The sequence below is a fragment of the Synechococcus sp. RedBA-s genome, from assembly GCF_024345495.1.
GTDB lineage: Bacteria > Cyanobacteriota > Cyanobacteriia > PCC-6307 > Cyanobiaceae > Regnicoccus_A.
In genome coordinates, this window is sequence record NZ_JAGQBF010000020.1 from 33,704 (window position 1) to 58,146 (window position 24,443).

The 24,443-nt window shown below is 68.2% G+C and carries 26 protein-coding genes, 1 tRNA gene and 1 pseudogene; 11 read left to right on the forward strand and 17 right to left on the reverse strand.

What is annotated here, in order from left to right:
* The first annotated feature begins 126 nt into the window (after window positions 1-126).
* Window positions 127-1,128, forward strand: a complete 1,002-nt coding sequence (locus tag KBY67_RS09695; RefSeq protein WP_255110821.1) for a LysR family transcriptional regulator — start codon at window positions 127-129, stop codon at window positions 1,126-1,128.
* A 13-nt stretch (window positions 1,129-1,141) separates the two neighbouring features.
* Here KBY67_RS09695 and KBY67_RS09700 read toward each other — a convergent pair whose 3' ends face one another.
* Window positions 1,142-1,870: a DUF3172 domain-containing protein gene (locus tag KBY67_RS09700; RefSeq protein ID WP_399214246.1), complete on the reverse strand. Its 729-nt coding sequence runs from the start codon at window positions 1,868-1,870 to the stop codon at window positions 1,142-1,144.
* Window positions 1,867-2,217, reverse strand: coding sequence for an NAD(P)H-quinone oxidoreductase subunit M (locus KBY67_RS09705; protein ID WP_255110822.1), 351 nt, complete (start codon window positions 2,215-2,217; stop codon window positions 1,867-1,869). The genes KBY67_RS09700 and KBY67_RS09705 overlap by 4 nt, the downstream gene beginning before the upstream one ends.
* Window positions 2,218-2,351: 134 nt before the next feature.
* Between KBY67_RS09705 and pds the strand changes: the two genes are divergently transcribed.
* Both pds and KBY67_RS09715 read left to right on the forward strand, forming a co-directional pair.
* The gene (gene pds / locus KBY67_RS09710) at window positions 2,352-3,746 is read left to right on the forward strand and encodes a 15-cis-phytoene desaturase (RefSeq protein WP_255110823.1); all 1,395 of its coding nucleotides are present in this window, start codon (window positions 2,352-2,354) and stop codon (window positions 3,744-3,746) included.
* A 5-nt stretch (window positions 3,747-3,751) separates the two neighbouring features.
* A complete protein-coding gene (locus KBY67_RS09715; RefSeq protein ID WP_399214256.1) occupies window positions 3,752-4,681 on the forward strand; it encodes a phytoene synthase in 930 nt (309 codons plus the stop codon).
* Here KBY67_RS09715 and KBY67_RS09720 read toward each other — a convergent pair.
* The 3 genes from KBY67_RS09720 to KBY67_RS09730 form a co-directional block, all read right to left on the reverse strand.
* Entirely contained in the window at window positions 4,632-5,657 is a 1,026-nt protein-coding gene (locus KBY67_RS09720; RefSeq protein WP_255110825.1) for an alpha/beta fold hydrolase, read from the reverse strand. The two genes, KBY67_RS09715 and KBY67_RS09720, sit on opposite strands and share 50 nt — an antisense overlap.
* Window positions 5,658-5,693: 36 nt before the next feature.
* A complete protein-coding gene (locus KBY67_RS09725; RefSeq protein ID WP_255110826.1) occupies window positions 5,694-6,125 on the reverse strand; it encodes an RNA-binding protein in 432 nt (143 codons plus the stop codon).
* Between the two features lie 171 nt (window positions 6,126-6,296).
* Window positions 6,297-7,580 (reverse strand): CCA tRNA nucleotidyltransferase, encoded by a 1,284-nt coding sequence (locus KBY67_RS09730; protein WP_255110827.1) that lies wholly within the window; start codon window positions 7,578-7,580, stop codon window positions 6,297-6,299.
* Between KBY67_RS09730 and KBY67_RS09735 the strand changes: the two genes are divergently transcribed.
* Genes KBY67_RS09735 through KBY67_RS09745 form a run of 3 tightly spaced genes read left to right on the forward strand, consistent with a single transcriptional unit; the run spans window position 7,579 to window position 9,064 of the window.
* The gene (locus KBY67_RS09735) at window positions 7,579-7,830 is read left to right on the forward strand and encodes a Ycf34 family protein (protein ID WP_255110828.1); all 252 of its coding nucleotides are present in this window, start codon (window positions 7,579-7,581) and stop codon (window positions 7,828-7,830) included. The two genes, KBY67_RS09730 and KBY67_RS09735, sit on opposite strands and share 2 nt — an antisense overlap.
* Window positions 7,827-8,480 (forward strand): tRNA (adenosine(37)-N6)-threonylcarbamoyltransferase complex dimerization subunit type 1 TsaB, encoded by a 654-nt coding sequence (gene tsaB / locus KBY67_RS09740; RefSeq protein WP_255110829.1) that lies wholly within the window; start codon window positions 7,827-7,829, stop codon window positions 8,478-8,480. Before KBY67_RS09735 ends, tsaB begins: the two co-directional genes overlap by 4 nt.
* The gene (locus KBY67_RS09745) at window positions 8,480-9,064 is read left to right on the forward strand and encodes a YdcF family protein (protein ID WP_255110830.1); all 585 of its coding nucleotides are present in this window, start codon (window positions 8,480-8,482) and stop codon (window positions 9,062-9,064) included. Before tsaB ends, KBY67_RS09745 begins: the two co-directional genes overlap by 1 nt.
* Here the strand turns inward: KBY67_RS09745 and KBY67_RS09750 are convergent.
* The 5 genes from KBY67_RS09750 to rpaB are packed head-to-tail and all read right to left on the reverse strand — an operon-like array spanning window position 8,979 to window position 13,831.
* Window positions 8,979-9,695, reverse strand: coding sequence for a 1-acyl-sn-glycerol-3-phosphate acyltransferase (locus KBY67_RS09750; protein ID WP_255110850.1), 717 nt, complete (start codon window positions 9,693-9,695; stop codon window positions 8,979-8,981). The two genes, KBY67_RS09745 and KBY67_RS09750, sit on opposite strands and share 86 nt — an antisense overlap.
* Before the next feature lie 56 nt (window positions 9,696-9,751).
* Window positions 9,752-10,663: an ACP S-malonyltransferase gene (gene fabD, locus KBY67_RS09755; RefSeq protein WP_255110831.1), complete on the reverse strand. Its 912-nt coding sequence runs from the start codon at window positions 10,661-10,663 to the stop codon at window positions 9,752-9,754.
* 43 nt (window positions 10,664-10,706) lie between these two features.
* Complete coding sequence (locus tag KBY67_RS09760; protein WP_255110851.1) at window positions 10,707-11,726, reverse strand: beta-ketoacyl-ACP synthase III; 1,020 nt, start codon at window positions 11,724-11,726, stop codon at window positions 10,707-10,709.
* A gap of 52 nt (window positions 11,727-11,778) precedes the next feature.
* Window positions 11,779-13,104, reverse strand: coding sequence for a phosphate acyltransferase PlsX (gene plsX / locus KBY67_RS09765; protein ID WP_255110832.1), 1,326 nt, complete (start codon window positions 13,102-13,104; stop codon window positions 11,779-11,781).
* Window positions 13,085-13,831, reverse strand: coding sequence for a response regulator transcription factor RpaB (gene rpaB, locus KBY67_RS09770; RefSeq protein ID WP_255110833.1), 747 nt, complete (start codon window positions 13,829-13,831; stop codon window positions 13,085-13,087). The genes plsX and rpaB overlap by 20 nt, the downstream gene beginning before the upstream one ends.
* Before the next feature lie 92 nt (window positions 13,832-13,923).
* Between rpaB and radA the strand changes: the two genes are divergently transcribed.
* Window positions 13,924-15,363 (forward strand): DNA repair protein RadA, encoded by a 1,440-nt coding sequence (gene radA / locus KBY67_RS09775; protein ID WP_255110834.1) that lies wholly within the window; start codon window positions 13,924-13,926, stop codon window positions 15,361-15,363.
* Here the strand turns inward: radA and KBY67_RS09780 are convergent.
* Genes KBY67_RS09780 through KBY67_RS09790 form a run of 3 tightly spaced genes read right to left on the reverse strand, consistent with a single transcriptional unit; the run spans window position 15,353 to window position 17,763 of the window.
* Complete coding sequence (locus KBY67_RS09780; RefSeq protein WP_255110835.1) at window positions 15,353-16,354, reverse strand: DMT family transporter; 1,002 nt, start codon at window positions 16,352-16,354, stop codon at window positions 15,353-15,355. The two genes, radA and KBY67_RS09780, sit on opposite strands and share 11 nt — an antisense overlap.
* Window positions 16,355-16,363: 9 nt before the next feature.
* Window positions 16,364-17,185 carry a zeta toxin family protein gene (locus KBY67_RS09785; protein ID WP_255110852.1) on the reverse strand — a complete coding sequence of 274 codons (822 nt, stop codon included), beginning with the start codon at window positions 17,183-17,185 and terminating at the stop codon, window positions 16,364-16,366.
* Window positions 17,186-17,241: 56 nt separating this feature from the next.
* Complete coding sequence (locus KBY67_RS09790) at window positions 17,242-17,763, reverse strand: photosystem I assembly protein Ycf3 (RefSeq protein WP_255110836.1); 522 nt, start codon at window positions 17,761-17,763, stop codon at window positions 17,242-17,244.
* Between the two features lie 99 nt (window positions 17,764-17,862).
* Between KBY67_RS09790 and KBY67_RS09795 the strand changes: the two genes are divergently transcribed.
* Genes KBY67_RS09795 through KBY67_RS09805 form a run of 3 tightly spaced genes read left to right on the forward strand, consistent with a single transcriptional unit; the run spans window position 17,863 to window position 21,899 of the window.
* The gene (locus tag KBY67_RS09795; RefSeq protein ID WP_255110837.1) at window positions 17,863-20,259 is read left to right on the forward strand and encodes a cation-translocating P-type ATPase; all 2,397 of its coding nucleotides are present in this window, start codon (window positions 17,863-17,865) and stop codon (window positions 20,257-20,259) included.
* On the forward strand, window positions 20,246-20,920 hold the full coding sequence (tmk, locus tag KBY67_RS09800; RefSeq protein ID WP_255110838.1) for a dTMP kinase: 675 nt from the start codon (window positions 20,246-20,248) through the stop codon (window positions 20,918-20,920). Before KBY67_RS09795 ends, tmk begins: the two co-directional genes overlap by 14 nt.
* Entirely contained in the window at window positions 20,913-21,899 is a 987-nt protein-coding gene (locus KBY67_RS09805) for a DNA polymerase III subunit delta' (protein WP_255110839.1), read from the forward strand. Before tmk ends, KBY67_RS09805 begins: the two co-directional genes overlap by 8 nt.
* Before the next feature lie 37 nt (window positions 21,900-21,936).
* Here the strand turns inward: KBY67_RS09805 and KBY67_RS09810 are convergent, their stop codons facing one another.
* The 4 genes from KBY67_RS09810 to KBY67_RS09825 form a co-directional block, all read right to left on the reverse strand.
* On the reverse strand, window positions 21,937-22,728 hold the full coding sequence (locus KBY67_RS09810; RefSeq protein WP_255110840.1) for a response regulator transcription factor: 792 nt from the start codon (window positions 22,726-22,728) through the stop codon (window positions 21,937-21,939).
* A gap of 314 nt (window positions 22,729-23,042) precedes the next feature.
* Window positions 23,043-23,114: transfer RNA gene (locus KBY67_RS09815), tRNA-Asn, on the reverse strand.
* Window positions 23,115-23,130: 16 nt separating this feature from the next.
* A complete protein-coding gene (locus KBY67_RS09820; RefSeq protein WP_255110841.1) occupies window positions 23,131-23,865 on the reverse strand; it encodes an ABC transporter ATP-binding protein in 735 nt (244 codons plus the stop codon).
* The gene (locus KBY67_RS09825; protein ID WP_255110842.1) at window positions 23,865-24,128 is read right to left on the reverse strand and encodes a hypothetical protein; all 264 of its coding nucleotides are present in this window, start codon (window positions 24,126-24,128) and stop codon (window positions 23,865-23,867) included. Before KBY67_RS09825 ends, KBY67_RS09820 begins: the two co-directional genes overlap by 1 nt.
* 177 nt (window positions 24,129-24,305) lie before the next feature.
* On the opposite strand from KBY67_RS09825, the pseudogene KBY67_RS09830 reads away from it, so the two are divergent.
* Window positions 24,306-24,443, forward strand: a pseudogene (locus tag KBY67_RS09830) (photosystem II D2 protein (photosystem q(a) protein)); the annotation flags it as partial.

Here is a 24,443-nt window from a genome sequence, read left to right on the forward strand (position 1 = left end):
CAGCGGAAGCGGAGATTCTGGCGGAGGTGTCGTTCCATCCCGGCCTGGGGTCACGGGCAACGGGGGGAACGAGTTTCCCCTTTAGAGTTCTGGCTTCCAGCCGGAGCCAGGCCCAGGGCCCATCCCATGGCTGATCTGCCCTTCACCCTCGATCAGCTGCGCATCCTGCGCGCCATCGCCAGCGAGGGCAGCTTCAAGAAGGCTGCCGACAGCCTCTACGTCACCCAGCCGGCGGTGAGTCTGCAGATCCAGAACCTGGAGAAGCAGCTGGATGTTTCCCTGTTCGATCGGGGCGGTCGCAAGGCGCAGCTCACTGAAGCCGGCCACCTCCTGCTCAGCTACTGCGACCGGATCCTCAGCCAGTGCCAGGAGGCTTGCCGCGCCCTCGATGATCTCCACAACCTGCGCGGTGGCTCCCTGATCGTGGGGGCCAGCCAGACCACGGGCACTTATCTGATGCCCCGCATGATCGGCCTGTTCCGCCAGAAATACCCCGATGTCTCGGTGCAACTCCAGGTGCACAGCACCCGCCGCACCAGCTGGAGCGTGGCCAATGGTCAGGTCGATCTGGCGATCATTGGCGGCGAGCTGCCCACCGAACTGACGGATCTGCTCCAGGTGGTGCCCTACGCCAACGATGAGCTGGCGCTGGTGTTGCCGGTGAAGCATCCCCTCGCGCGCCTGCCGGAGCTGCACAAGGACGACCTCTACCGCCTCGGCTTCGTCTGCCTCGATGCCCAGTCAACCACCCGCAAGATGGTGGATCAGCTGCTGGCGCGCTCCGGTTTCGAGGTGCAGCGCCTCAAGATCGAGATGGAACTCAACTCCTTTGAGGCGATCAAGAACGCCGTGCAGTCGGGCCTTGGCGCCGCCTTCCTGCCGGTGGTTTCGATCGAGCGCGAACTGGCCACGGGCAGCCTGCACCGCCCGATCGTCTCTGATCTGCTGGTGCGCCGTCAGCTCAAGCTGATCACCCACCCCGCCCGCTACTGCTCCAGGGCCTCCGAGGCCTTCCGCCGCGAAATTCTGCCGGTGTTCGCCAGTCCAGATAGCCCCCTGCGCCAGCCCGCGGTACGGCCTTCGGCCACCCCGGTGGAGGCTGTGGCCCAGGCGGCCTCGGCCTCCTGAGCCAGCACTCCGATCAGAACTGGCCAGCTTCGGGGGTGAGGCCGGCGGCATCGTCGGCAATGCCCTTGGTCTGGAACTTGTTGCCGCTGATGTCGGTCTGGTAAACGCAGCGCACGACAGGCTTGTCGCGGATCGAGCCGATGTAGGCGAAGGTGTTCATGCGCTGCTTGCACTGGCGTATTTGCTCGGAGGTCACCGCGCCCTCCTTCTGCAGCACGCTCCAGTTTTCCCGCCGGATCACGCAGCCCGGCTGCAGGGTGGGCTGGGTCACGAAGCTGCTGCTGGGGTTCATGGTGGTGTAGAGCTCCACATCCATCACAAAGGCACTGGCCCCCCACTGCTTGCAGAACTCGGGATCGGGCACCGCCAGATCCAGCTGCTGGCTGCTGGCAATGTTGCCCTGGTTGCCGGGGGTGTTGCTCGACAGTGCTGTGCCGATACCGATGCCCAGTACCAGCACGCCGGCCAGCACGGCAATGGTGCCGACATTCAGCTGAATCGGACTGCCGCCACCGCCGCCGGCTCCACCAGTGCCGCCCGGCCCACCACTGCCGCCGCCACCGCCTCGCTCGGCCATCCGTCGGCCCCGGGGCTCGCGCTCATAGGCCTCATAGGGATCGCGTCCCTCTGCGGCTGGCTTGGGACGGGTCTCGCTGCCACGGCCATAGCTGCTGCGGCCACCGTCAGCACGGCTGCTGTCACCGCGAGTGCTGTCTGGGCGGCTGTAGCGGGATCGTGTCAAGGGGTCTCCGGGGTGCGGGGCAGGCCCATCGAGTAATTGAGCACGCGGGCGCCCGGGTTGTAGCGCAGCTCCCCGGCCTGCAGCAGCTGGCGGATGAAGCCTTCGAGCTCCGAGCCGATGCGGCGCAGGTTGTATTCGCTCAGGTCATGGCCGGCGCTGGCGGCCACCAGCTCGCGGAAGCGCTGCTGGACCTTGGCGAGCACGGACACCTCCCAGAGGAATTCATTGTCCGGGTCCAGGTCCAGGGTCAGCTGGCTGGGATCGGCGATCAGCTCGCCGTCCTCCACCCGGGCGGTGAACACCCTGACGTGGCGGGTGGTGGATTTGAGCAGGCTGGCATCGACCATGGCTGGGGGTCGTGGGCAGGCAGGACGCCTCACGGATCTCGACTTTAGGAACCCTTGTGGCCTTCGGTCTGCTCCTCGGGACGCCGTTGCCAGCGGCAGCCCTTTTATGGTTGCCGTTGACTTTTCGTTTTGCCATGCGCGTCGCCATCGCCGGAGCAGGCCTGGCCGGTCTCTCCTGCGCTAAATACCTCAGCGATGCGGGCCACACGCCCGTGGTCGTCGAGGCCCGCGATGTGCTCGGCGGCAAGGTGGCGGCCTGGCAAGATGAGGACGGCGACTGGTATGAAACCGGTCTGCACATCTTTTTCGGGGCCTACCCCAACATGCTGCAGCTCTTCGCCGAGCTGGGCATCGAAGACCGTCTGCAGTGGAAAGACCACGCGATGATCTTCAACCAGAAAGATTCACCGGGCAACTACAGCCGCTTCGACTTTCCCGACCTGCCCGCACCGCTCAATGGCGTGGTTGCGATTCTCGGCAACAACGACATGCTGAGCTGGCCGGAGAAGATCCAGTTCGGTCTGGGGCTGGTGCCGGCGATGCTGCGCGGTCAGAATTATGTTGAAGAGTGCGATAAGTACTCCTGGTCGGAGTGGCTTGAGCTTCATAACATTCCCAAGCGTGTGAATGATGAAGTGTTCATCGCCATGAGCAAGGCCCTGAATTTCATCAATCCGGATGAAATTTCCAGCACGGTGATCCTCACGGCCCTGAACCGCTTCCTCCAGGAGAAGAACGGATCGAAGATGGCCTTTCTCGATGGCAACCCGCCCCAGCGCCTGTGCGAACCGATCGTGGAGTGGGTCCGCGAACGCGGCGGTGAGGTGCACCTCAACAGTCCCCTGCGCCAGATCGAGCTGGCAGGCGACGGCAGCGTGTCCGGGTTCCGGCTGGCCGGCGTGCAGGGGCAGGAGCCCCGCCTGCTGCAGGCCGACGCCTACGTCAGCGCCCTGCCGGTGGATCCACTGAAGCTGCTGCTGCCCGAGCCCTGGAAGCAGCTGCCCTATTTCGAGAAGCTGCAGGGCCTGCGGGGGGTGCCGGTGATCAACATTCACCTCTGGTTCGACCGCAAGCTCACCGACATCGATCACCTGCTGTTCAGCCGCTCCGATCTGCTCAGCGTCTACGCCGACATGAGCAACACCTGCCGGGAGTACGCCGATTCCGAGCGCTCGATGCTGGAGCTGGTCTTCGCTCCGGCCGAGGAGTGGATCGGCCGCAGCGACGAGGCGATCGTGGAGGCCACCTTGAGCGAACTGCGGCGGCTGTTCCCCGACCACTTCAGCGGCGACGACCAGGCTCAGCTGCGCAAGGCACGGGTTGTGAAGACACCGCTCTCCGTCTACAAGACGGTGCCAGGCTGCCAGCAGCTGCGGCCATCGCAGGACACGCCGATCGCCAATTTCTTCATGGCCGGTGACTACACCATGCAGCGCTACCTCGCCTCGATGGAGGGAGCCGTGCTGAGCGGCAAGCTCTGTGCTGAGGCCGTCAGCCACAGCCGGGCCAAGACCCCCCTGGCGGTTTGACGGTGCTGGCTGCCTCCACCACGGTGTCCTGCGCCTCCCTGCCGACCCTGGAGGAGGCCTACCAGTCCTGTCGGCAGGAAACAGCCCAGTGGGCCAAGACCTTCTATCTCGGCACCCTGCTGATGCCGCCGGCGAAGCGACGGGCGATCTGGGCGATCTACGTCTGGTGCCGCCGCACCGACGAGCTGATGGACAGTCCCCAGGCCCAGTCCCTGCCGGTGGACTGCCTGGCCGAGCGGCTCGACCGCTGGGAGGAACGCACCCGTTCCCTGTTCAGCGGCCAGGTCCATGACGCCCTTGACCTGGTGATGGTGGACACCCTGCAGCGCTACCCCCAGCCGCTGCAGCCCTATCTCGACATGATCGAGGGCCAGCGGATGGATCTGCAGCGCCACCGCTACGCCCGCTTCGAAGACCTGGAGCTCTACTGCTACCGGGTGGCGGGCACGGTGGGTCTGATGACCCAGGAGGTGATGGGCCTGGATCCCGCCTACACCTCAGCCCCCTGGAGCGAGCGGCCGGACACCTCGAGTGCGGCCGTAGCCCTGGGCATTGCCAACCAGCTCACGAACATCCTGCGGGACGTGGGCGAAGACCGCGCCCGAGGGCGGATCTATCTGCCCCAGGAGGATCTTGTGCGCTTCGGTTATTCCGAGGCCGACCTGCTGGCCGGCACCCTCAACGACAACTGGCGTGCCCTGATGGATTTCCAGCTGCGCCGGGCCCGTCAGTGGTTCGCCCGCTCCGAGGCTGGAGTGCGCTGGCTCTCCGCCGATGCCCGCTGGCCGGTGTGGGCCTCCCTGCGGCTCTATCGCGGCATCCTCGCTGTGATCGAGCAGCTCGACTACGACGTGTTCAGCCACCGCGCTTACGTGCCCCGGCCGCTCAAGCTGCTGGATCTTCCCTGTTCCTTTGTGATTGCTCAGTCGCGCTGAGCCACTCGATCAGGATCGGGTTCACCAGCTGCGGGGCTTCGTCGTGGGGGCAGTGGCCCAGCCCCGGTAAAAGCCGCAGCTCACGGACGCCGCTGAACTGATCGGCCCACCGTCTGGCTTCAGCGGGATTTTCCCAGGGATCGAGTTCGCCCCAGATCATGCGCACCGGCAGGCAGCCAAGGCGCGCGAGGATCTCCGGGGCCAGGTGATCGTCGAAGAGATTGATGAAGCCGCGGAAGCTCTCCGGCGCCCCCTCATCAGTGCTGGGGCGAAAGAGAAGCTCCACCAGGGCGTCGTCGATGTTGGCGCCACTGGGATAGGCCATGGCCAGCACGCGCCGGATGAAAGCGGGCCGCGCCAGGGTGCGGAACAGGGGGGCGATCAGCCAGCGCTGGCGCACCAGCTGCTGGATCAGCGGCCGGCTGACGCGTTGGGGCCAGGGCAGCAGGGCCAGCCGTTTCTGGTCGAGGGTGCGCTGGGCACAGTCGATCAGGATGACCTGGCTGGGAGCCAGCCCTCGGGCGATCAGCAGTTCACTGGCCCGCAGAGCCACCACTCCACCGATGGAATTGCCCACCAACTGCAGGCTGGGCGCCGGGCCTGGATCCTGGCTGCCGCCTGCGGCCAGGATCCAGGCGGCGAAGTCGGCCACCTGCTCGGCCCAGAGATCGAAGCCATAAGCGACAGCTCCCACCCTGGCGGTTTCCCCGCGCAGCTGGGAGCAGGGTTTGTCGCTGGAGCCGAACCCCAGCAGGTCGATGGCGTAGGTGCAGAAGTGCTCCCCCAGCTCCGGCAGGTTGTGGCGCCAGTGGCCACTGGAGGCTCCGAAGCCGTGGATCAACACCACCACACTGGGGACAGGGTGAGCTGATCCCCTGTGCTCCGGGCTCGGTAGCTGGCTGGTGAAGCCGATCGAGTGACCCCGCCAGCACCAGTGCTGAAGCGGGCGAGGAGCATCGACAGCTGGATCAGTCACGCAGCAGGCCGGAGGGGCGCAAACGGAGGACCCGGCTCAGACAGCGGCGGTCTGGTTGGCCAGGAGAGCCTTGAGCTTGGCCAGTTCGCCGGACCAGCGGGGATCGGGTGCGCCTTCGGTGATGTCGTCGCTGTGGACCACCTTGTTGACGGCTTTGCGGGCCACCGTGGCGGTGGCTCCACCGGCACGGCGGTCGCTGCTGGGGGCAGCGCCGCGGCTGTCGCGCCGCTCGGAGCGCTCGATGCGCAGGCTGTTGCCGCCGAAGTCGCGGCCGTTGAGTTGCTCGACCACCGCATCAGCGAGCTTTTCGTCGTCGACGTTGGCGAAGCCGAAGCCGCGGCAGGCACCCGTTTCGCGGTCTTGGACGGTCTTGAAGCGCACGCCTTCACCGACGGCGGTGAACAGAGCAGTCAGCTCCTTGTCATCGAAGCTCTGCGGCAGGTTGCCGACGTAAAGACGAACGCTCATGAAACGAGGGAGGAAGGGGGAATGTTTGACCGATGGCGGAGTGTTGATCGATGAACAGGTTGGTCTGGAGAGCCAGTGGCTCGGAAATCCCTTGACGAAACCTCAGACGATCAGCCGATGCTTACGGGCGGTGTCAGGCTGTGAATAGATGCCTTTTCACAGTTCAGTAAATCATGCCGGGGTGCTCTCTAGCCAGACCCTGGCCTGGCGCAGGGCCTGCTGAGGCCCATGGATGCGGCCATAGGCGGATTCGAGGGTGAGGTGGGCGAGCAGCTCCCCCAGCCGTCGGGACGGGCTAAGCCCCAGCTGCTGCTGCAGGCTGCGCCCATCGATCGGCGGACTGGGATGAAACAACGGATCCTGGGGATTACGCCAGCGCATTAACCATTCCGCCGCCAGGTTGGCTGGGAAAAACAGCAGCAGCGCCGGAAGATCCGCCTCCAGCTGCAGATGCAGGCTCAGGCGCTCCGCTTCGCCCAGGCGCCGCAGGCCGGCGGCGACACCTCCTCTGCTGTCGAGCAGCCGCAGCAACCAGCCGCGCAACTGCCCGCAGCGCTGCTGCAGCTGACGGCTGCTGCGCAACCGCTCCAGTGCCGCTGCATCGAGCACCCGTGCCAGCCGGGCCAGGGGCAGGGCCCGGACCGCCTCCGCGGCGGTCAGCTCCAGCCCCGTTGCGAGCTCCCCTCCAGGCCCCAGCGCCGCTCCCCAGACGGGCTCCGGCCCGACCGAGCGCCAGGGCTCGAGCAGGCCGCAGGCGAGCGCCTCCGCCAGGCCCCTCCCCCCGCCGGGGGCCTGGGCCAGCTTCTGCAGTTCCTGCAGCACCCGCTCCGGCGCCACCTGGCTGATCCGGCCGTGGTGGCGCTCGATCCAGCCTCGGGTGCGCGGCTCCAGGCAGAAGCCCAGCTCCGCGGCCAGGCGCACCCCTCGCAGCATCCGCAGCGGATCGTCCAGCAGGTTGGCCTCCCGCACCGCCACCAGCTCTCCCCTCAGCAGGTCCGCCAGCCCACCGGTGGGATCCAGCAATTCAGCCCCGGGTGCCAGCGGCAGGGCCAGGGCATTCAGCCTGAAGTCCCGCCTCCAGAGGTCACTCTCCAGATCGTCTCCCACCTGGCGGGCCAGGTCCAGGCTCCAGCCGCGCAGCACCAGCCGGGCGATCGAGCGCTCGCCATCGAGCACCACAACGCTGCCGCCGTGACTGCGGCTCAGCCTGGTGCAGAGGGCGATGGCGTCAGCGGGCACCACCAGATCCAGATCGGGCTGCGGTCCAAGGCGTCCCAGCAACCCATCGCGCACGGCGCCACCCACCAGGGCCGTGCCGCTGGGGAAGGCGTTGGGCGGCCAGGGCCAGCCCTCCATAGCCAGGGCCCGGCGCAGCACGGCGGTGGCCGCTGCCCTGGGTCCCTGGGGGGCCTGGGCCCACTCCAGAATGGGGTCAGTGGAGGGCTCCGGCGGCATGTGCATCTGCGTCGACTGCCACTGGGTGGAGCGTTGTCAGGCCTATCACGCGGTGGAGAGGCAGCACGGTGTGGAGCACCTCAGTGTGGATCCGGATTTCACTCCCACGGCCCCGCGCATCCACGTTCAGGTGATCAGCCTGGCGGCGGATCAGGTGGGGGTGGAGTGGGATGTGCGGGCCTGCTCCAGCTTTCGCAGCGAGCCGGGTCGCTGGAGCCGCCTGCGCCCGGGTGAGAGGGTGCCGGCATGAGTGCTGTCTCCCCCCCCTGGCTGCTGGCGCTGCACAGCAGCAGCGAGGTGCTGGGGCTGGGGCTCGCCCCCCTGGAGCCGGCCCCTGGCACGAGCTCCCGCATCAGCAGCCATCCCCTGGGCCGGCGGCTCTCCAACGATCTGCTGGCCTGCGTGGAGCAGCTGCTGCCTGCCCCCCAGTGGCGCCAGCTGGGTCGCCTGGCGGTGGCCACCGGTCCGGGCGGGTTCACCGGCACCCGGGTGACCGTGGTTTTCGCCCGCACCGTGGCCCAGCAGCTGGGGTTGCCCCTCGATGGCTTCAGCAGCTTCCTGCTGATGGCTCACCGCTTGCGTCAGCGCGCCGAGGTGGGTGATCAGCCCTTCTGGCTGTTGCAGGAGCTGCCCCGCCGCGGCATCGTGGCGGGTTGCTACGCCGTCGACGAGTGGGCACTGGGGGGAATCGCCGAGCGCGAGGCGCCACGCCTCTACGCCCAGCTGGCCGATCTGCCGGCCGGCGTTCGGCTGGAGGCGCGGGTCGATCCGGAGGCCGACGTGGATCAGTTGCTGCGCCTGAGTGGGCTGGCGGCGGCGGCGGGAGCGGCGGCTCCCTGGGCCAGCGTCCTGCCGCTCTATCCCACCAGTCCGGTGGGCCAGCCGCTGGGGCAGGCCTGATGCGACGGCTGCTGGTGGCAGCCCTGCTGGCCGGCGCTCTGGTGCTGGTGACCCGAGGGCTGCTGCTGCCCAGCCTCGGCCGGCCCCAGATGATTCTGGTGCTGGGGGGCGATATCGAGCGGGAGAAGCTGGCCGGCCGGCTGGCCCACCGGGATGGGCTGCCCCTGCTGGTGAGTGGCGGCAGCAATCCGGAATATGCCCAGTGGCTGTTCAGCCAGGAGGGGCTCGATCACCGGCAGTTTCGCCTCGATTACCGCGCCCGCGACACCCTCGGCAACTTCACCACGGTGGTGGATGACCTTCAGCGTCTGGGGATTCAGCATGTGCTGCTGGTCACCAGCAGCGATCACATGGACCGGGCGCTGCTGGTGGGACGGATTGTGGCCGGCAGCCGGGGCATTCACCTCACTCCTGTGGCGGTGCCCTGCGGCGAGAGCTGCCGGCCGGAGGGGCGCCGCAAGGTCTGGGGTGATGGCCTCAGGGCCGCGGCCTGGGTGGTCACGGGTCGGGATCTGCGCTCGTGGGCGGCAGGGCGGCTGGCTCCCGCCCTGGGGCCAGCAGGCCCTGATCCAGCAGCGCATTGATCTGCTCCTGGCAGGCGGCGGTGGTGGCCAGCAGGTCGGCGCGGCGGCGGGAGGCCGGTGGCGGAATGATCTGGCCGATGCGGATGTGGATCGGCACCAGCCTTGGGGTGCTCTGACCAGTACCGAGGGCCCGGTGACTGTTGATGATCGCCACCGGCAGCAGGTGAGCCCCCGCCCGTGCCGCCAACAGGGCGGCACCAGGCTGCGGCTGGTTCACGCGCCCGTCCGTCTGGCGGGTGCCGTCGATGAACACACCAGTGGCCCAGCCCTCCAGCAGCCGGTCGGTGGCGATGCGGATGGCCTCCCGGTCGCTGGCGCCACGGGAGACGGGATAGGCGCCGCAGGCCCGGATGATCGGCCCCAGCAGGGGCACCCGGAACAGCTCGGCCTTGGCCATGAAGGCCACCGGACGCCCCAGGGCATGCCCCAGCAGGGGCGGGTCGAGGTGGGAACCATGGTTGGCGACCACCACCAGGGCCCCCTCCATCGGCACCAGGCCATTGCCACTGGTGCGGCCCCTGAACAGCAGCCGGAACACCGGAAACACCAGCAGATAACTGATCAGGCGGTAGGTGAGGCTCGGCCTGGGGGTGAGCAGAGTCGGCGGCTCCGTCCGTCGCCGACGGCGCAGGCCGCGGCGACGGGGTTCGAGTGGTCCGCTGGCCGGCAGGCCCTCCTCGGTATCGATCACAGCCCCAGGTCGGCGCTGGTGCTGATCTGGGCGGTGGTGACACCGCTCAGGCTGCGTTTGACCAGGCCACTGAGCACGGAGCCAGGGCCGATCTCGACCACGGTGTCGATGGCGTGGACCGCCAGCTGATCCATGGTTTCGCGCCAGCGCACCCCGCTCACCATCTGCCGCTGCAGCCGCTGCTTGAGCTTGGCCCCGCTGCTGCTGGGGGTGGGGTTGGTGTTGCTCAGCACCGGGATGCTGGCGTCGGCGAAGGGAACCTCCTCCAGCAGGGCGGCGAAGGACTCGGCCGCAGTGGCCATGAAGGGGGAGTGGAAGGCCCCTGAAACCGCCAGGGGGATGGCCCGCTTGCAGGTGAGCTGGGCGGCCACGGCGGCCACAGCCTCAGGCAGGCCGGAAATCACCACCTGGCCTGCGCTGTTGTCGTTGGCGATCACCACGCCCTCAATGACCTCCACCAGCGCCTCCAGCTCGTTGCGCTCAAAGCCCATCACCGCGGTCATGGCCCCGCCACCGGCGGCGGCCATCAGCTCGCTGCGGCGGCGCATCAGCTCCAGGCCCGTATGGAAATCGAAGACATCAGCGGCATAGAGGGCCACCAGCTCACCGAGGCTGTGGCCGGCCACCAGATCAGCCCGGCGGCCCTGGGCCTTGAGGCCATCCACCAGCAGGCTTTCCAGTACGAACAGGGCCGGCTGGGTGTTGCGGGTGTCGCCCAGATCGAGCGGCGCTCCTGGCGCTGCCCCCTCCACCTCGCTCGCCTCGCCGGCACAGATCGCCAGCAGATCGCGTCCCAGCAGCGCGGAGGCGGCGGCGAAGCGCTCGCGAGCCCCCGCCAGCTCCAGCACCCCACTGGCCATGCCGGTTTTCTGTGAGCCCTGACCGGGAAACACCCAGGCAATCCCCATGGCGACACGCGCTCGAACCGGCTGGAGATTACGGCGGTGCGGTTCAGCCGGACTCAGCGGCTGCCTGGGCCCCGCCGCCGGGGCCACCCCAGCGCAGCAGGGCCGCTCCCCAGCTCAGGCCCGCTCCGAAGCCGCTGCTGGCGATCAGGTCGCCCGGGCGCACCCGGCCATCGCGCACCGCCTCATCCAGCATCAGCGGGATGGTGGCGGCGGAGGTGTTGCCGTAGCGGGCCAGGTTGCTGAGCACCCGTTCATGGGGGATGGCGAAGCGGTCGGCCACCGCATCGAGGATGCGCTGGTTGGCCTGGTGCAGCAGCAGCCAGTTGAGCTGCTCCGCGCTGGTGCCCGTGCTCTGCAGTAGCTCCTGCAGGACAGCCGGCACCTCGCGCACGGCGAACTTATACACCTCCTGGCCGTTCATGTGAATGGTCTCGAAGCCGCCTTTCTGGCTCAATTGACCCTCCAGCAGAGGAACATGATCGTCGCGCTGGCGCAGGGAGAGGCAGTCGGCCCGGCGGCCATCGGAGTGCATCTTGAAGCCCAGCAGGCCATTGCGCGGTTCCTCGCAGGCCTCCACCGCCACGGCGGCGGCACCGTCGCCGAAGAGCACGCAGGTGCTGCGGTCGTCCCAGTCGATCCAGCGGCTGAGCTGATCGGCGCCGATCACCAGCGCTCGCCCCACCGTTCCCCCGCGGATGTACTGGCCGGCGGTGATCAGGGCAAAGAGAAAGCCGCTGCAGGCGGCGGTGAGATCGAAGGCCGCCGCCCGCCGGGCCCCAAGGGCCCCCTGCACCCGCGGGGCGTTGCCGAACAGATCGTCGGGGCTGGAGGTGGCCAGCAGGATCAGGTCCAGATCCTCGGCCTCCCAGCCGGCCTGCTCCAGGGCGGCCTGGGCGGCAGCGGTGGCCAGGCTGGTGATCGTTTCACCAGGACCGGCCACCCGGCGGGCTGTGATGCCGGTGCGGCTGCGGATCCAGGCGTCGTTGGTGTCGACCCGGCGGCTGAGCTGTTCATTGCTGACACTGACCAGCGGCAGGGCACTGCCGCTACCCACCAGGGCCATGCCTGCGCCCATCCGGCCGAGCGACACCGTCTCAGTCCTCAGTTGGGCTCAGTCAACCACAGGCGCTGACGCTGTCTTCCTGGGCGCTGAGCTGATGCAGGTCGTCCATGACCCCATGGCTGGCGGCCAGGTGGGCGAGGCGCAGGGCACTGACTACCGAGAGGGCCTTGCTGCTGCCGTGGCCGATCACGCAGACCCCGTTCACCCCCAGCAGCAGGGCGCCGCCGTGTTCGGCATGGTCGAGGCGCTTCTTGATCCGGATCAGATTGCTGCGCAGGAAGGCGGAGCCCACCTTGCCGCGGCGGCCGCGGGGCAGTTCCGCTCGCAGCACATCCAGCAGCACGCTGCCCACCGACTCAAGGAACTTGAGCAGCACGTTGCCGGTGTAGCCATCGCAGACGACCACATCGAAGCTGCCGGAGAGCACATCGCGGCCTTCACAGTTGCCCTTGAAGCTGATCCTGGGCTCAGCTGCCAGCAGCGGAAACGCCTTGAGGGTGAGCTCATTGCCCTTACACTCCTCCTCGCCGATGTTGAGCAAGCCGACGCTTGGGCTGGCCACCCCAAGCACATCGCGGCTGTAGATGCTCCCCAGCAGGGCGAACTGGTGCAGGTAGCCCGGCTTGCAGTCCATGTTGGCGCCCACATCGAGCACCAGCACCTGCTGGGACGGGTCCTTGGTGGGGAAGAGGGCGCCGATGGCCGGTCGGTCGATGCCCTTGAGCCGCCCCAGGCGGAAGATGGCCGAGGCCATCACGGCTCCGGAATTGCCGGCCGAGTAGATCGCGGTGGCTTCACCCCGCTTCACCAGGTCCATCGCCAGGTTGATGCTGGCGTCGCGCTTGCGCCGCACCACCGTGGCCTCGTCGTCCATGCCCACCGAAGGGCCGCTGGGCACCATCTCGATCAGGCCCCGCTGGATCGCCTCCCGCAGCGACTCGCCCAGTCCCAGCTGGGACACCACCGCATTCACCACCGCGGTTTCGGCCACGAAGCGGACGCGCACCGGCAGGATCTGCACTGCCCTCAGGCAGCCCTCCAGAATCGGCCCCGGAGCGTGGTCACCGCCCATGCCGTCGACGGCCACCCAGAGGCGATCGCCGCGGTGGATGGCGGCCAACTCCTCGCCACCGCTCTGCTGCAGCCGGCGCAGGGGATCGATCACCAGGGGGTTGAGCACCGAGCCCGCCGTGGAGGCCACGCTGCCGGCCACCGACCCCGCAGCCGAGGCCACCGAACCGGCGGAGGAGGTGGCCGTGCCCACGATCGAGGTGACCGCCGCATTGCGGCGATACCAGATCACCAGCCGGCGAATAGCCCGGCTGGGCTTGGCACGCCTGCCGAAGCGGGGATCGAGATCAGGTTCCTTCGGAGGCAACGGCTTCCACGATGCGCTGGAACAGATATCCCGTGCCGCGAGCCGTGAGGATCAGCTCAGGATTGGCTGGATCATCCTCCAACTTGGAGCGCAGGCGGGAGATGTGGACATCCACCACCCTGGTGTCCACATGGCGCTCGGGGGTGTAGCCCCACACCTCCTTGAGGATTTCGCCGCGGCTGAAGGGTTCACCCGAGCGGCTCACCAGCAGCTCCAGCAGGCTGAACTCCATGCCGGTGAGGCGGATGCGCTCCTCCCCGCGGTACACCTGGCGCTTGTTGGTGTCGATGCGCAGCTCCCCCACCTGGATGACACCGGAGTTGGGGATTCCCACCACCGGGTCCTTCTCCACCCGCCGCAGCACACAGCGGATGCGGGCCTCCAGTTCCTTGGGGCTGAAGGGTTTGACGACATAGTCGTCCGCACCCAGCTCCAGGCCGGTGATTCGATCGGCCACATCACCCAGGGCGGTGAGCATCACGATCGGCACATCCGATTCCTTGCGCAGCTCCTGGCAGACCCCGTAGCCGTCGAGCTTGGGCATCATCACGTCGAGCACCACCAGGTCCGGGCTCGATTGTCTGAAGGCTTCGAGCGCCTCGATCCCGTCGGAGGCCGTGACCACCTGATACCCGATCATCGAGAGGCGCGTGTCCAGGATCCTGCGGATGCTGGCTTCGTCGTCGACGACCAGGATGGTCTCCTTCGCTGAGCTGGAAACCGTCATCGCGCCGCCGGCACTGTTACAAAATCTCCGCCTACTGAAAAGGCACGAGCGCCCGCCAGTTCACCCAAAGCCACCATTCTTCACAAACCTCTTTGGGACGTTCCACTCCTTTCTACGCCTGCCAGAGCTGCGGGGCCCAGTCCCGCCAGTTCTTCGGCCGCTGTCCCGGCTGCGGCAGCTGGAACAGCCTGGTGGAGCAAAGCAACCCCGCCGCTGATGGCCGCCGCCGGCGCGCCGCCCCCGCTCCTCCCCCAGAGGGGGCCGCACCCAGGGCGCGCCGCTCCGAGCCGATCCACAGCGTGGGCGAACGACCGCTGCGGCGCCTGGCCACGGGCTTCCCTGAACTGGATCGGGTGCTGGGGGGTGGCCTGGTGCCCGGATCGCTGGTGCTGGTGGGCGGCGATCCGGGCATCGGCAAGTCGACGCTGCTGCTGCAAAGCGCTCGGGCCCTGGCGGACTCCTGCTCAGTGCTCTATGTGAGTGCCGAGGAATCAGCCCAGCAGGTGAAGCTGCGCTGGCGGCGCCTGGGCCCGGAGCAGGGGACGAAGGAGGAGGAGCCGCTCCAGCAGGCGGGACTGCAGCTGCTGGCTGAAACCGATCTGGAGCTGGTGCTGCAGGAACTGGAGGCCCTGCGCCCGGCGGTGGCGATCATCGACAGCATCCAGGCTCTCCACGACGCCGAGCTCAGCAGTGCTCCCGGCTCGGTCTCCCAGGTGAGGGATTGCGCCGCGGCCCTGCAGCGGCTGGCCAAGCGCCAGGACACGGCCCTGCTGTTGGTGGGCCACGTGACCAAGGAGGGGATGCTGGCGGGGCCGAAGGTGCTGGAGCACCTGGTGGATGCCGTGCTCACCTTCGAGGGCGATCGCTTCGCCAGCCACCGCCTGCTGCGGGCCGTCAAGAACCGCTTCGGTGCCACCCACGAGCTGGGGGTGTTCGAGATGCGCGACCGCGGCCTGGCGGAGGTCACCAACCCCAGCGAGCTGTTTCTGGGGGGGGAAGGTCCCTGCCCCGGTACCGCCACGATCGTGGCCTGTGAGGGCACCCGGCCCCTGTTGGTGGACCTCCAGGCCCTGGTGAGCAGCACCAGCTACGCCAGTCCTCGTCGAACCGCCACGGGCATCGGCATCAACCGTCTGCACCAGATCCTGGCGGTGCTGGAGAAGCATCTGGGCCTGCCCCTCTCCCGTTTTGATTGCTACCTGGCGGTGGCCGGGGGGCTTGATGTGGAGGAGCCCGCAGCCGACCTGGGGGTGGCCGCCGCGGTGGTGGCCAGCTTCCGCGACCTCACCCTGCCCGCCGGCACGGTGCTGGTGGGGGAGCTGGGGCTGGGGGGACAGATCCGCCCAGTGGGGCAACTGGAGCTGCGGCTGCAGGAGGCGGCCCGTCTGGGCTTCACCAGGGCCGTGGTGCCCCGCGGCAGTGGATTGGCTCCGGCCGCCGCCGCCCTGGGGCTGGAGCTGCTGGAGGCGGGCGGTGTGGCCGAGGCCCTGGTGGCGGCCCTGGGGGTGAACCCCGCTGCTGTCAAGGATTGAGCAGGAGCGACTTGCGCTCGTCACCAGGCGGGAGTGAGGAGGGGAGGAAGCGAAGGAGCACTCCGGCCAGAATCAGGCCTGTGCTCAGCAGGATGGGCCAGGACAGTGGTTCGCTCAGCAGCCAGGCGGCGCTGAGCACCGTGACCACCAGACTGGCTGAGCCGGCGAAAGCGATCTGGGACACCTGGAAATGACGCTGGCTGGCCTGGCGCAGGACTTCGGTGCCAAGGCAGAGCGTGAGTCCGTACACAACAATTACTCCCAGCACCCACCACCAGCGCAGGTAGAAAAAGTGCCCGGGACCATAACGGATCAGGGCGATGATCGCGAAGGCGACGGCACCGGCCAGATTGGGGATTCCTGTGGATAATCCGCGGCAGAGCTCCAGTCCGGCCAGTCGACGGCGAAGCGAATTCCTCAGGGCTGTGGCGCCCACCGAGACGATGGCCCAGAGATAGCCATCGAGGCCATCAAGCATCCGCATGGGCCCCGCAGGCCCGCTGGATTCCATGACACCAAAGACTTTGCCGGCCAGCAGGCCTGCCAAGATCAGCAGCAGGCTGAGGTTGAAGCGATGCGGCAGCCGTTCGCCCAGCCACCACAGGGCAATGAGGGCTGAGGCCGGCAGGGTGAGCGAGAAAACCAAGGTCTGTGTGATCACGCTCAGCTGTTCCAGAGCGAGATAGAACGCCAGCGGCGCCAGGAAACAGCCGAGGAAGGCATCGGCTGCGATCAGTGGAGCAGCGCTGGCCGGCAGTTGGGTGAGCTGTCGCCGGACCTTTTTCGGCTCGACACTGATCAGTGCCAGGCCGATCATCAGTTGGCTGATGAGGAAGACGTTGCAGAAGCTGATGGGATTGTCTCCCCCGATCGGATGGCTCGCGCCCTGCAGTTGCAGTCCCTTGAGGGCTGTGCTGCGCAGCCCCGACACCACGACGTAGCCGATCAGGGCCAGGGACGCGGCAGTGGGCTGGACCATTGATCGCCGCATGGGGGAGTCCTAGGGATCGAGCAGAGGGAGCGGTGCCCCGCCGGTTCGCAGCACGGAACCGTTCAGTCCGTTCACCTGGAGATAGCCATCCGCCAGCGGCGCGATCGTCCGGAAGACGGAGGGCGCGGACCGATAGAACTGTTTGATGGCGTTTCCCGGAACGTACCTTCCACTCGACAGATAGCGCTTCAGCACCTGGGACTGGCTGACGGATTCCGGCACCAGCACACTCACCAGGAACACCCGATAGCCGAGGCTCCGCAGGCGGGGAATCAGGCTCAGGTAGCGCCGGGAACTTGACATGGTCCCGTCATAGATCAGGTCCGTGGGACAAGGCGACCCCACCCCGCTCAGGAGCTGGTCCACCAGATCGCCAACCTCCACCTGGGTGATGGCGGCGTTCCAGCCCTGGTAGTCCGGCAGTTGCATCCGCAGCTCATCGGCATCGACGCGCAGAGTTGTTGGCCTGAGCAACATCGGCGCGTGTCGCCGCAGCCAGGTGGTCTTGCCGGCGCCGGGGGGGCCTCCTGTCAGCACCGCAATCGGAGGGCGTCCGCTCACGCAGGCCAGTCCCGTGGTGGCGGTGGCGAGGATGCGGCTGTGCAGGGCCTGGCGCTCCGGCGTGTAGATGCCGTTCACCCTGTAGAGATCACTGGTCTGGGGGAGCCGTGCCAGACAGCGCTCGAGGGCAGCGATCGCCTCAGGTGTGGCCAGCGTCGGGCTGGTTGTTCCGGGCCCTGGACAGGTCGCGGCGGGGGCAGTCTCCGCAGTCGCCGTTGCCGCCCTGTTCAGGGGTGCTCCGGCAAGGATCGCGCCAGTGAGCAGCAGCACAAGCAAGGCTGGCTTGCCGACGAGGGTTCTCAGCGCTTCCCTCGCCGCAATGCGCATCAGAAGTACACGTCGACGGAACCGCGACCGCTGGTCTTGATCCAGTTCTGGGCCTCGATGTAGTTATTGGGGGCCATCCGGATGGCTTTGGTCCAATACTCCGCGGCCTGGGCGAAGCGACGGTCCGATTCGTCGGTGTCGCCCCGCTCCTCGGCCAGGGACCCCAGGTGATGGTGGATCACCGCCATGTTGTTGAGGGCCTGGGGCATGTGGCTGTTGAGCTCCAGCACCTGCTCGTAGGTCTCGATCGCCCGCTGGTGATCGCCGTTGCTCGTGTACACCAGCGCCATGTTGTAGAGGATGAAGGCGCGATCGAGGGGATCGTCCTCCAGCTTCAGCGCCTCGTCGTAGTTCTCCAGCGCCTCGGCGTATTCACCATCGCCCTGGGCGCTCATGCCGTCGCGGTAGTAGGCGAAGGCTTCCTTGGCCCGACGGTTGGTGGGCAGCACCTTGAGGATCAGGTCGGCCATCACCGTGAAGCTTTTGTCGATGAAGTTGTCGTTGCGTTGGCTGCGGGGCACGGCGCGGCTGGCGTGATCGGTGCTCCCATCCTGACGGGTGCCTGCCAGGCCAGGGAGCCTTCGCCACACTCCCTACCCTTGGGGCCTGAGCATCGGCCCGTGACCCTGACCTCCCCCCTCCCCGCGCCCAGCGCAGCAACCGTTGCTGTTGAGCCCCTGCTCCTGGATGTGGACGGCATGAAGTGCGGCGGTTGCGTGCGGGCGGTGGAACGTCGCCTGCTGGAGCAGCCCGGGGTCAGTCAGGCCAGCGTCAATCTGGTGACCCGCACCGCTTGGATCGGTCTGGATCCGGCCCAGGGCATCCCGGCCGAAGACCCGGCCACGGCGCTGATCGCCAGCCTGCAGTCTCTGGGATTCGAAGCCCATCGGCGTGACCTGGTGGGCCCTGACCCCAGCCGCGCCGAGCGCGAGCAGCAGCGCCGTTGGCGTCAGGAGTGGCGCCAGCTGATCGTGGCCCTCAGCCTGATGCTGGTGTCGGTGCTGGGCCACCTGGTCCAGGGGGGGCACCTGCCGCAGGCCCTGATGGCCCTGCCCGGAGTGCCCACGCTGGGTGATCTTGGCTTCCATGCCCTGGTGGCCAGCGCGGCACTGCTCGGACCCGGTCGGGGAATCCTGGTGCGGGGCGCCCGCAACGCCTGGCAGCGGACTCCGAGCATGGACACCCTGGTGGGGCTGGGCATGGGCAGTGCCTACCTGGCCAGCTTGGTGGCCTATCTGCGCCCGGCATCCGGCTGGCCCTGCTTCTTCAATGAGCCGGTGATGCTGCTGGGCTTCGTGCTGCTGGGTCGCTTCCTGGAGGAGCGGGCCCGCAACCGCACGGGTCAGGCCCTTGAGCAGCTGGTGCGCCTGCAGCCCGACACTGCCCTGTTGCTGCTCGGCGATGGACCGCCACGGGAGGTGCACGTCGGCGGCCTTCGCCCTGGTGATCGGGTGCGCCTGCTGCCCGGTGATCGCGTCCCCGTGGATGGTGAGGTGGTGGAGGGACACTCCGCGGTGGATGTCTCCAGCCTCACGGGGGAACCGCTGCCCCTGGAGGCCGGGCCCGGCAGTGAGCTGATGGCCGGCATGCTCAACCTCCAGGCCCCCCTCGAGCTGGAGGTGCGGCGCACGGGCCCTGAATCCACCTTGGCGCGGATCATTGCTCTGGTGGAGCAGGCCCAGGCCCGCAAGGCGCCGATCCAGAGCCTGGCGGATCGGGTGGCGGGCCGCTTCAGCGTGGCCGTGTTGCTGCTGGCCCTGGCCACGTTTGTGTTCTGGTGGCAGTGGGGCACCAGGCTCTGGCCCCAGGTGCTCATGGGGGCGGACCACGGTGGCCATGGAGCCCACGGGGTTCTGGGGGCCGTGGCCACCACCCCCTTCTCCCTCGCCCTGCAGCTGGCGATCGCGGTGCTGGTGGTGGCCTGTCCCTGCGCCCTGGGCCTGGCCACCCCCACGGCGATCACGGTGGGATCGGGCCAGGCGGCCCGCTCCGGCCTGCTCTTCCGCGGCGGCGATGCCATTGAGATGGCCGCCCGCCTCGAGAGCGTGCTCTTCGACAAGACCGGAACCCTCACCTTGGGCCGCCCCCTGGTGACGGCCGTGCTGCCGGCCGGCGGAGGCGATCCCGCCGGTGCGGCCGGCGACGCCCTGATCCAGCTGGCGGCCAGCCTTGAGCAGCACACCCGCCACCCCCTGGCCCATGCCCTGCTGCAGGAGGCCCAGTGTCGCGGCCTGGCCCTGGCAGAGGTGAGTGACAGCCGTACTGAGGTGGGATCGGGTGTGGAGGGCCGGCTGGAGGGCCAGGGGGGGCTGGCCAGGGTCGGACGGCCAGGTTGGTTGCAGCAGCACGGCTTGGCCCTCTCCGCTGACCTGGAGCTGCAGCTGGACCAGCTGGAGTCGGAGGGGGCCACGGTGTTGGTGGTGGCTACCCCTGCTGCGCTGCTGGGGCTGGTGGCGGTGCAGGATCAGCCACGCGCTGATGCGGCCCAGGCCTTGACAGACCTCGGCGGCATGGGCCTGCGCCTGGGGGTGCTCAGTGGAGATCGCCGCGAGCCGGTGCTGCAGCTGGGCGACCGCCTGGGGCTGCCCAGCACCGGCCTGGCCTGGGAACTGAACCCCCAGCAGAAGCTGGAGCACATCCTGCGCTGGCGCCAGCAGGGGCCCGTGGCGATGGTGGGGGATGGCATTAACGACGCCCCGGCCCTGGCTGCTGCTGATCTGGGCATCGCCGTGGGCACGGGTACCCAGATCGCCCAGGACACCGCTGATCTGGTGATCCTCGGCGACCGGCTGGAGTCGCTGGTGGAGGCGCTGCGCCTGGCTCGCCGCACTCTGGCGAAGGTGAAGCAGAACCTGCTGTGGGCCTTCGGCTACAACCTGATCGTGCTGCCGATCGCCGCCGGTGCCCTGCTGCCCGGCTTCGGTCTGCTGCTCTCTCCCCCGCTGGCCGCCCTGCTGATGGCTGTCAGCTCGATCACTGTGGTGGTCAACGCCTTGCTGCTCCATGGCCGCCCCTGAGGGCCCGCGGGGCCGTTTTGTGGTGCTGGAGGGCATCGACGGCTCGGGCAAAACCAGCCAGCTGGAGCGCCTGGGCCGCTGGCTGCCCCGCAGCGGCCTGATGCCAGCCGGCTCCCGAGTGGTGAGCACCCGGGAGCCGGGGGGAACCCCGCTCGGTCAGGGACTGCGGCAGCTGCTGCTCCATCCCCCGCAGGAGGTGGCCCCTCTGGCCAGAGCCGAGCTGTTGCTCTATGCCGCCGACCGCGCCCAGCATGTGCAAAGCCTGATCGAACCGGCGCTGGCGGCTGGTGCCTGGGTGCTCAGCGATCGCTTCGCCGGCTCCACCGCCGCCTACCAGGGCCATGGTCGGGGCCTGTCGATGGCCTTGATCGATCAGCTGGAGGTCGTCGCCACCGCCGGTTTGGTGCCCGATCTCACCCTCTGGCTCGACCTGCCCCTGACTCTCTCGTCCCAGCGCCGGGACCATCGCGGCGCCGATCGGATTGAGGCGGCCGGCCTGCCGTTTCTGCAGCGGGTGTCGGCCGGTTTTGCCCAGCTGGCGGCGGAGCGGGGCTGGAGCCGGGTGGATGCTGCTGGATCAGCCGCTGAGGTGGAGACGGCCCTGCGCGCGGCTCTGCTGGAGCGCTTTCCCCGCGTTTGGCCAGGCGATCCCGATGGCTGAATTGTTCGCTGATCTGATCGGTCAGCCCACAGCGGTGGCGCTGATGGGCGCCGCCCTGGAGCGGCAGCGCCTGGCGGCCGCCTATCTGCTCACGGGCCCTGATGGGGTGGGCCGACGGTTGGGGGCGCTGCGCTTTCTCGAGGGTGTGCTCGCTGGACCTGAGGGTGCGACGGCCCTGCGGCGGCGCCTGAGCCAGGGCAACCACCCGGACCTGCTCTGGCTGGAGCCCACCTACTCCCACCAGGGACGGCTGGTGCCCGCCAGCCAGGCGATGGCGGAAGGGGTGAACAAACGGAGTCTGCCGCAGATCCGGCTGGAGCAGATCCGCTCGGTGGGACCATTCCTGGCGAGGCGGGCGGTGGCGGGCCCACGGCCGGTGGTGGTGATCGAGGCCGTCGAGTTGATGGCGGAGGGGGCGGCCAATGGGCTGCTCAAGACCCTGGAGGAGCCCGGGGCTGGGCTGCTGCTGCTGCTGTGTTCCGCGCCGGAGCGCCTGCTCAGCACGATCCGCTCCCGCTGTCAGCAGATTCCCTTCCGCCCCCTCGCCCCCGCGGCCATGGCCGCGGTGCTGGCGTTGCAGGCCGGGGCCGTCGATCCCTCTGGCGCACCAGCTGCCGCTGAGGGTCCTGAAGCCCCAGACCCCCCCGAGCTGCTGGAGCTGGCGGCCGGAGCGCCCGGGGCCCTGCTGGAGCATCGCCGCCAGTGGCGGGGGTTACCCAGCGGCCTGGCTGAACGGTTGGGGAACCTGGCGGCCGACCCGCTGGAGGCCCTGGCCCTGGCCCGCGACCTGAGCGAAGCGTTGGACCTGGATCAGCAGTTGTGGCTGTTGAACTGGTGGCAGCTCTGCCTCTGGCGCCGGCAGCCCCGGCTGGCGCCCCAGCAACGGTTGGAGCGGTTGCGGGGCCAGTTGCGCGGATTCGTGCAACCGCGCCTGGCCTGGGAGGTGGCCCTGCTGGAGCTGAGCGGTGTGATCAGCTGACTGCCATGGGCCCCAGGCCCGCTCGGCCCAGGTGGGCTCAGGCGCTCTCGAGAGCCTGGGAGGCCGTTGCCAGCTCCTCTTCGCGCTGCCTGCGCATCAGGGCCTCCTGCTGGGCGAGCTTGACTCCGGTGGGAAGTTCCAGGCAGTAGCCGGCTCCATAGACCGTTTTGATGAAGCGTGGTTTGCGTGGATCGGGTTCCAGCTTGGTGCGCAGGTGACGCACGTGCACACGGATGGTTTCGATGTCGTCGTCGGGTTCGTAGCCCCAGACCTCCTTGAGGATCAACGACGGCGCCACGGTCTGGCCGTGGCGCTGCAGCAGGCAGTGGAGCAACTCAAATTCCAGGTGGGTCAGGCGCACCGGCTCGTCGAACCAGATCGCCTCGAACCGCTCCGGCACCAGGGTGAGGGGGCCGTAGCTGAGGATTTCGCTGTGCTTGGTGGAGAGCGGAGCCCGTTCGCTGCGGCGCAGCAGGGCCTTCACCCGCACCATCAGCTCCTCGAGATCAAAGGGCTTGGTCAGGTAGTCGTCGGCGCCGGAGTTGAACCCGCTCACCTTGTCCTTGGTGCCACCCAGGGCTGTGATCATCATGATCGGGATGCCGGCGGTGCGCTCATCGCGGCGCAGCCGTTGGCAGAGGGTGAGACCATCCACCTTCGGCAGCATCAGATCCAGCAGGATCAGATCGGGGTTGGCCTGCAGCGCCAGGGCCTGACCCTTGATCCCGTCTTCAGCGGTTTCCACCACGAAACCACCGTGCTCCAGGTGAGCGGCCACCAGCTCACGCATGTCCCCGTCGTCCTCAATCAGCAAGATGCAGGGCTTCATGGCAGAGGCTGGCGGACACGTGACGGCAGAGCAGAGATGGCCGGCACCAACGGATCGATCCATATATTCTCCTGATCCCAGGGGTCAGCGCGTCGGTGCGGGACGCTCCCGATGCTGGATTCGGGGGCTGGGGCCTGATCGGCCGAGGGTTCTGGCCGCAGTCGGGCCTGAACATCTTGAATTGAATCTAAAGATTTTGCTGCTGCGCTGATCTGTCGCGCTCGGAAGCCGCAGGCCTGCCCTGGCGGAACAGGCCTGCGGCCGCAGCGGGTAACAACGCACGACCGTTCAGGCAGCGTCGATCCAAGAATGAACTCCCCGGGCAGGATTCGAACCTGCGACCAATCGGTTAACAGCCGACCGCTCTACCACTGAGCTACCGAGGAATGGGCTGTTGTGAACCTACCCGTCGGCCCTGCCGCCCGGCAAGGGGGCAACGCGGCTCTCGATGCGCCGCCGCAGGGCTGGTCCCTGCTGCCAGGCCCCGATCCGGCCCGCCTCCATCTCAGCGGCTGCATCGCAATGGTCGAGCTCCTCCAGCCGATGGGTGATCCACAGGGCGCTCAGCGGCTGCTCGCTCCGGTGGCAGAGCCGCTCGATCAGTTGCAGCACCTCCCGCTGGCTGTCGGGATCGAGCAGGGCTGTGGGCTCATCGAGCAGCAGCAGACCCGCGTCGCCGGCCAGGGCACCAGCGATCGCCAGCCGCTGTTTCTGGCCGCCGCTGAGGGTGTGAATCGGCCGACCCTCGAACCCCGCCAGTCCCACCTGGGCGAGGGCCGCGCTCACCCGCGACTGCCTCTGGGAGGCCGGCAGGCCCTGCACGAGACCGAGCTGCAGGTCTGTGCCGCAACTGGGCAGCAACAACTGGTGGTCGGGGTTCTGGAACACCAGGGCGGGCTTGAGCGTGAGTTCTACCCGTCCGCCACTGGGCTCAAGCAGGCCGGCGATCAGGCGCAGCAGGGTGCTCTTGCCGCTGCCGTTGCCTCCCACCAGCATCCACAGGCCAGGCCCAGGCAGGCGCAGGTCGCAGTGATCAAGGGCGGCGCTGCCGTTGGGCCAGCCAAAGCAGAGCTCCCCCACCTCCAGGGCGGGAGACCGGGGCGAGACCGCTTCGCTGGAGGGGGTGCCCCAGGCCATCAACCGTCGACGCTGAAGCCCGGCCGCTTGCTGCCGCCGCCCACCGCCGACTTCTCGTAGAGCTGAACGGCCAGCAGTTCGCCGCTGAGCAGGCTGATGCGCTTTTCCTCGGATTTTTCGCAGGTGAGTTCAAGCACGCGGGGTTGGCCGCTGTCCATGGCCGCCCGGATCTCGCTGTGGAGCGACTGGGCGTCGCTCAACTCCTTGCGCTGCACCGAGATGGGCATGGGGCTGAGCTTGAGGGCGAGCTCGACGACGTACACGTTGTGCGCTTGAAGACCAGGCGTCACTCTGGCGAACGACCTGCCGCTCCGCTGTCGGCCGCGACCCTCGGCTCCTGAGTGCAAGTACTCATTTACGGATGTGCTTCATCCGGCGGGGTCTCGGGGCGGGCCGGCAGTCCGTAGGATGGCGCTTGTAAAGCTTCATGAAGTATCCGCATGACGATCGCTGTAGGGCGCGCTCCTGCCGCACGGGGATGGTTCGACGTCCTCGATGACTGGCTTAAGCGTGACCGCTTTGTTTTTGTTGGTTGGTCCGGCCTGCTGCTGTTCCCCACGGCCTATCTGGCTTTGGGC

Excerpts from the sequence above, each read along its gene's own strand:
- KBY67_RS09760 (WP_255110851.1), bottom strand. The coding sequence starts at position 11,726 with ATGGCCCTGGTGGGTAGCGGCAGTGCCCTGCCGCTGGTCAGTGTCAGC.
- KBY67_RS09695 (WP_255110821.1), top strand. The coding sequence starts at position 127 with ATGGCTGATCTGCCCTTCACCCTCGATCAGCTGCGCATCCTGCGCGCC.
- KBY67_RS09780 (WP_255110835.1), bottom strand. The coding sequence starts at position 16,354 with ATGCGGCGATCAATGGTCCAGCCCACTGCCGCGTCCCTGGCCCTGATC.
- KBY67_RS09820 (WP_255110841.1), bottom strand. The coding sequence starts at position 23,865 with ATGGCCTGGGGCACCCCCTCCAGCGAAGCGGTCTCGCCCCGGTCTCCC.
- fabD (WP_255110831.1), bottom strand. The coding sequence starts at position 10,663 with ATGGGGATTGCCTGGGTGTTTCCCGGTCAGGGCTCACAGAAAACCGGC.
- KBY67_RS09735 (WP_255110828.1), top strand. The coding sequence starts at position 7,579 with ATGTGCATCTGCGTCGACTGCCACTGGGTGGAGCGTTGTCAGGCCTAT.
- pds (WP_255110823.1), top strand. The coding sequence starts at position 2,352 with ATGCGCGTCGCCATCGCCGGAGCAGGCCTGGCCGGTCTCTCCTGCGCT.
- tmk (WP_255110838.1), top strand. The coding sequence starts at position 20,246 with ATGGCCGCCCCTGAGGGCCCGCGGGGCCGTTTTGTGGTGCTGGAGGGC.
- rpaB (WP_255110833.1), bottom strand. The coding sequence starts at position 13,831 with ATGACGGTTTCCAGCTCAGCGAAGGAGACCATCCTGGTCGTCGACGAC.
- KBY67_RS09745 (WP_255110830.1), top strand. The coding sequence starts at position 8,480 with ATGCGACGGCTGCTGGTGGCAGCCCTGCTGGCCGGCGCTCTGGTGCTG.
- KBY67_RS09730 (WP_255110827.1), bottom strand. The coding sequence starts at position 7,580 with ATGCCGCCGGAGCCCTCCACTGACCCCATTCTGGAGTGGGCCCAGGCC.
- KBY67_RS09810 (WP_255110840.1), bottom strand. The coding sequence starts at position 22,728 with ATGAAGCCCTGCATCTTGCTGATTGAGGACGACGGGGACATGCGTGAG.
- KBY67_RS09805 (WP_255110839.1), top strand. The coding sequence starts at position 20,913 with ATGGCTGAATTGTTCGCTGATCTGATCGGTCAGCCCACAGCGGTGGCG.
- KBY67_RS09705 (WP_255110822.1), bottom strand. The coding sequence starts at position 2,217 with ATGGTCGATGCCAGCCTGCTCAAATCCACCACCCGCCACGTCAGGGTG.
- tsaB (WP_255110829.1), top strand. The coding sequence starts at position 7,827 with ATGAGTGCTGTCTCCCCCCCCTGGCTGCTGGCGCTGCACAGCAGCAGC.
- KBY67_RS09725 (WP_255110826.1), bottom strand. The coding sequence starts at position 6,125 with ATGAGCGTTCGTCTTTACGTCGGCAACCTGCCGCAGAGCTTCGATGAC.